Source organism: Streptomyces macrosporus, from assembly GCF_039533145.1.
Classification (GTDB): domain Bacteria; phylum Actinomycetota; class Actinomycetes; order Streptomycetales; family Streptomycetaceae; genus Streptomyces; species Streptomyces macrosporus.
In genome coordinates, this window is sequence record NZ_BAAASZ010000023.1 from 208,566 (window position 1) to 213,694 (window position 5,129).

General features: G+C 75.3%; 5 protein-coding genes. 3 read left to right on the forward strand and 2 right to left on the reverse strand.

Going from position 1 to position 5,129, the window contains the following annotated elements; translation table 11 throughout:
* The first annotated feature begins 51 nt into the window (after window positions 1–51).
* A complete protein-coding gene (locus ABD335_RS16450) occupies window positions 52–885 on the forward strand; it encodes an alpha/beta fold hydrolase (RefSeq protein WP_344323509.1) in 834 nt (277 codons plus the stop codon).
* Window positions 886–1,277: 392 nt separating this feature from the next.
* Here the strand turns inward: ABD335_RS16450 and ABD335_RS16455 are convergent, their stop codons facing one another.
* Window positions 1,278–2,309 carry a phosphotransferase family protein gene (locus ABD335_RS16455; protein ID WP_344323511.1) on the reverse strand — a complete coding sequence of 344 codons (1,032 nt, stop codon included), beginning with the start codon at window positions 2,307–2,309 and terminating at the stop codon, window positions 1,278–1,280.
* 200 nt (window positions 2,310–2,509) lie between these two features.
* Here ABD335_RS16455 and ABD335_RS16460 point away from each other — a divergent pair, with 200 nt between their 5' ends.
* Both ABD335_RS16460 and ABD335_RS16465 read left to right on the forward strand, forming a co-directional pair.
* Window positions 2,510–2,950: an SRPBCC family protein gene (locus tag ABD335_RS16460; RefSeq protein WP_344323513.1), complete on the forward strand. Its 441-nt coding sequence runs from the start codon at window positions 2,510–2,512 to the stop codon at window positions 2,948–2,950.
* A gap of 137 nt (window positions 2,951–3,087) precedes the next feature.
* Window positions 3,088–3,855 (forward strand): ribosome hibernation promotion factor, encoded by a 768-nt coding sequence (locus tag ABD335_RS16465; RefSeq protein ID WP_344323515.1) that lies wholly within the window; start codon window positions 3,088–3,090, stop codon window positions 3,853–3,855.
* 136 nt (window positions 3,856–3,991) lie between these two features.
* Here ABD335_RS16465 and metX read toward each other — a convergent pair.
* Window positions 3,992–5,129: homoserine O-acetyltransferase MetX (metX, locus tag ABD335_RS16470; RefSeq protein WP_344323517.1), on the reverse strand; the 1,138-nt coding region annotated here is incomplete at its 5' end.

Genomic DNA, 5,129 nt, shown 5'->3' on the forward strand with positions numbered 1-5,129 from the left:
TCCGGGCCGCCGGCGGACGGCCGCCACCTCGCGAACCGAAGGGAACCACAGATGGCCTTCATCACCGTCGGCCGGGAGAACGGCACCGACATCGACCTGTACTACGAGGACCACGGCTCGGGCCGGCCCGTCGTCCTCGTCCACGGCTATCCGCTGGACTGCCACTCCTGGGAGAAGCAGATCCCCGCCCTGCTGGACGCCGGGTACCGCGTCGTCGCCTACGACCGCCGCGGCTTCGGCCGCTCCAGCCAACCCACGACCGGCTACGACTACGACACCTTCACCGCCGACTTCAACACCCTGATGACCACGCTCGACCTGCGGGACGCGGCGCTCGTCGGCTTCTCCATGGGCACCGGCGAAGTCGGCCGCTACCTGGGCACCCACGGGTCCGAGCGGGTCGCCAAGGCCGCCTTCCTGGCCCCCCTGGAACCCTTCCTGCTCAAGACCGACGACAACCCCACCGGTGTCGACGCCGGCGTCTTCGAGGACATCGTCGTCGCCGCGGCCAAGGACCGGTACGCCTACTTCACCGACTTCTACGCGAACTTCTACAACACCGACGAGAACCTCGGCACCCTCGTCAGCGAGGAGGTCCTCCGCGCGAACTGGAACACGGCGGCCGGCGCCTCCTTCCACGCCTCCATCGCCTGCGTGTCCACCTGGATCACCGACTTCCGCGCCGACGTCCCCCGGATCGACGTGCCGACGCTCATCCTCCAGGGCACCGCCGACCGCATCCTCCCCATCGACTCCACCGGCCGCCTCTTCCACCGGATGCTCCCCGAGGCCGAGTACGTCGAGATCGAGGGCGCGCCGCACGGCCTGCTGTGGACCCACGCCCGGGAGGTGACCGACGCGCTGCTGGCCTTCCTGGCCAAGTGAGCCCGGCCGCGCGGCCGTTCGGGCTGCGGGACACCACGGGGAAGAGGACGATCAGGGCGGCTCCCGCCGACGGCGGCACCACGGTCGGGAGCCGGTGGACTCCGAGAGTTCCCGCGTGGGACGGGCCACGGCCTGGGCCGCGCCCCGCGAACGTCCGCCGGCCCGGTTCGGGGCCGGCCGGCGGACGGCTCCGGGGCGATCGATCGCCAGGGGGCCGGGAGCGAGGCGTACGACGTCACGGCCGCCCCGCCGGCGGCGAGAACACAGGCAGGTTCTCCCGCCGGTCGTACGGGCCGTACGGGCGGAAGGGGGCCCCGCGCCGCCCCGGTGGAGCGAACGTGCCGAGCCGCGATCCGCCGGTCCCTCTCCGACTCCGTCCGTCGCGGGCCGGATCACCCGGAACGGCTTGCCCCGGGCGGAGATCCGCCGGGCCGTCGGTCGGGAGCCGAGGCGGCGTCGAGCGCGTCCAGGGCCTTCTCCAGATGGGGTGCCACGTGGTCCCGCACCCAGGCGCGCTGTTCGGCCGGGTGGCGGCGCGGCTCGACCTCCACCAGCATGATCAGGTAGAGGTAGGCGCGGTACAGCGCCATCCGCGTCCGGGCCGTGGCGTCGAAGTCCGCGCGGCCCCCGCCGGACGCGTACCCCGCCAGGAACGCCGGGTCGTCCTCGATGTCGCCCAGCAGGGCGAGCGAGGCGAAGTCCGCCAGCGGGTCGCCCCAGAACATCCGCTCGCCGTCGACGACGCCGCCGATCGTGCGGGCGCCCGGCGCGCCGGTCAGCAGGACGTTCCCCTCCCAGAGGTCGAAGTGGACCAGGACGGGCTCGGTCACCTCCTCCAGCGCCGGGGACGCCGCGTGGAGCAGCCGCCGTATCCGGTCTACCGGGCGCGGCAGCCGGGCGGCGTACCGGTCGGCGTCGTCGAGCACGGCGTCCACCATGGCGGTGAAGGCGGGACGCCAGGCGGGGGAGAGGGGCGCCACCGACTCGGCGGGGTATCCGAAGGCCGGTCCGACGACCGTGTGCAGACGTGCCACCAGACGGCCCAACTCCCCGCGCAGTCGGGCCCGTTCACCGGCCTCCAGGTCCGCCGCCACCGCGTGCCAGGGGACGCCGGCGCACGCGGACATCAGCAGGAACGGGCCGGCCCCGGCGGTGCCGTCGTGGTCCGCGTGCAGTACGCGGGGGACCGGCACGCCCGCCTCCGCGGCCCTCCGGTGGAAGACCTCCTCGCCGCGCAGGATGCCCCGCTCGTACCGCAGACACCGGTCCGTGGCCGGCGGTGGGACCTTCAGCACCAGCTCCGTGCCGTCCGACAGCGCGATCCGGTGGAGCGTGTTGTACGTCCCGCCGGACAGCGACTCGCAGCGCACGACCCGGTCGACGGGCACACCCGCCGCCGTCAGCATCGGACGGACCTCGCGCACGGACACCACCCTCCCCCCGCCCTCCCCCTGAGAGCGCTCTCCAGCGTATCGGGTCACCGCCTCCGCCCCCACCGGACGGCCCGGCCGGAGGAGGCCGGGACGACGGGAGGAGCCACGGACGGGGCCGACCCCGTGCCGATCCGCCGAACGTCCCGGCGGGTCGGCACGGCCGTGCGGAGCGGGCCCTCTACGGTCGCGTCATGGCCCGCATCCTGATCCGGCGTCGGACACCGCTGTCCGCCGAGGAGGCGTGGCGCCGCCTGACCACGTGGGAACACCACGCGCGCCACGTGCCGTTCACGACGATCGCGGTCGACACCCCGCCGCCGACGCGGGTGGGCACGCGCTTCACGGCGCGCACGGGCGCGGGACGCGTCGGGTTCGACGATCCGATGGAGGTCGTCCGCTGGGAGCCGCCCGCCTGGGACCGTCCCGGACGGTGCCGCATGGAGAAGCGGGGGAGCACCATCGCGGGGTGGGCCGAGGTGGAGGTGATCGGGCAGGGCGCCGGGGCGCTGGTGGTGTGGCGCGAGGAGGTGCGGGTGGGCGCGCTGCCGTGGCTGCCGGACGCGCTCGTGGCACCGGCCGCCCGCCTGCTGTTCGGCCGCGTCGTCTCGGGGCTGCTCCGGGACGGAGCCTGAGGGCCGGCCCGACCGCCGGACGGCCGACCGCGCCGGACGAGAGGTACGGAAGGCAACCCGCACACGGGACCTTCGGCCCTCCCCCGGAGATCGCCGGGCGGGAAGTCTGGAGGGTGTCACCACAGCGGGAGGACACCATGAAGCAGACACGGGAGCGTCCCGTGACCGGTGTACGGGTGGAGGTCGGGGGCGACGTGCCCGAGGGCGCGGCCGAGTACGCCAGGACCAAGGTGTTGACGGCCCTGGACACGGTGCGCGAGCCGCTCTCGGAGACCCGGGTGAAGTTGAGTCAGGCCGCCGACCCCACCGTGCCGCGTCCGGCGGTCGCCCAGGTGAGCGTGGACGTCGACGGACGCCTGGTACGGGCGCAGGCCGCCGCGGACACGATGTCCGAGGCGATCGACCTGCTCCAGGACCGGCTGATGGGCCGCCTCGCCCACGCCCGCGACACGGCGCGCCGCCCGCACCGCGGCCGTGACCCGGGCCGGCGCCGCCGGCTGCCGGTCGAGGAGCGCCGGATCGTGCGCCGCACGGCCTCCGGCCCTCCCCGCCGGACCCCCGTGGAGGCCGTGGCGGACATGGAGGCGCTGGGACACGACTTCCACCTGTTCACCGATGCCGAGTCCGGTGTCGACAGCGTGGTCTACCGCGCCGGCGAGGTCGGCTACCGGCTGGCCCGGACGGAACGGAGCATGCCCGGACTGCTGTTCTCCGACAGCCCCTCGGGGGTCGTGGTGGAGGTCAGCGGAGTCCCGGCGCCCCGGATGGGGTTGGCGCAGGCGATGTGGCGCCTGGAGATCACCGGCCTGCCGTTCGTGTTCTTCACCCATTCCGTCACCGGGCGCGGGAACCTCCTCCACCACCGCCTCGACGGCCACTACGGACTGATCACGCCGGCGGCGTAGGGAGGGACGGAGGGGCGCGCCGCGTCGCCGCCCCCTCCGCACCGGTCCTCGGAGGCCCGGACGGCGCGGACGCCCGCCGTGGGGGGACGGGCGTCCGCGCCGTGTCGTCCCGGGGTGGGGCAGCCGCGGCCGGCCGTCATTCCGAGGTCCGGGGAGGCCCGGCGGGCTCCCCGAGCAGTTCCCGGACCAGCGCGCCGACCTGCCCGGTCTCCAGCAGGAAGGCGTCGTGGCCGTACGGGGACTCGATGGTCCGCACCGCGTCGGCGCCGGGGATGCCCGCCGCCAACTCCTCCTGCTGCCACAGCGGGTAGAGCCGGTCGGTGTCGACGCCGGCGACCAGGGTGGGCGCGGTGACCCGGCGCAGGGCGGCCGCCGTCCCGCCCCGGCCCCGTCCCACGTCGTGCCCGTTCATCGCCTCGGTGAGCACCACGTAGCTGCCCGCGTCGAAACGGCGGACCAGCTTGTCCGCGTGGTGGTCGAGGTAGGACTCCACGCCGTACCGCCCCCCGAGCCGCGGGTCCTCGCCCGGCTGCGGACGCCGCCCGAACCGCTGCTGGAACTCGGCCTCGCTGCGGTAGGTCACCTGAGCGATCCGCCGGGCCACGCCGAGCCCGCGGTGCGGCCCGCCGCCCGGACCGGCGTCGTGGTACTCGCCGCCCCGCCACGCGGAGTCGGCGCGGATGGCGTGCAGTTGGGCCGAGGCCCAGGCGATCTGCTCGGCGCCGGAGGCCGCCGGGCAGGCGAGCAGCAGCAGCCGGGCGACCCGGTCCGGGTGGGTCGCCGCCCATTCGAGGGCCCGCATCCCGCCCATCGAACCGCCGACCACCAGCGCCCAGCGGTCGATGCCCAGCACCTCGGCGAGCCGGACCTCCGCGGCCACCTGGTCCCGGACCGTCAGACGCGGGAACCGGCTCGCCCAGCGCCGCCCGTCCGGATGGCGGGAGGCCGGACCGGTGGTGCCCTGGCAGCCGCCGAGCACGTTCGGCACGACCACGAAGAACCGGTCGGTGTCGAGCGGACGCCCGGGACCGATCAGCGCCTCCCACCACCCCGGGGTCGGGTGGCCCGGTCCGGCCGGGCCGGCGGCGTGGCTGTCGCCGGTGAGGGCGTGCAGCACCAGCACCGCGTTGTCGCCGCCGGGCGCCAGGCGGCCCCACGTCTCGTAGGCGACGCGCACCCCGGGAAGAACCTCCCCGCCCTCCAGGGAGAGGGTGTCGGGCAGGTCCGCCCAGCGCCGGTTCCCCGGCGGGTCGCCCTCCTGCCAGGCACCGGTC

Bases quoted from the DNA above. Each gene is read 5' to 3' on its own strand.
- ABD335_RS16460 (WP_344323513.1), top strand. From the start codon at position 2,510: ATGGCCCGCATCCTGATCCGGCGTCGGACACCGCTGTCCGCCGAGGAG.
- ABD335_RS16465 (WP_344323515.1), top strand. From the start codon at position 3,088: ATGAAGCAGACACGGGAGCGTCCCGTGACCGGTGTACGGGTGGAGGTC.
- ABD335_RS16450 (WP_344323509.1), top strand. From the start codon at position 52: ATGGCCTTCATCACCGTCGGCCGGGAGAACGGCACCGACATCGACCTG.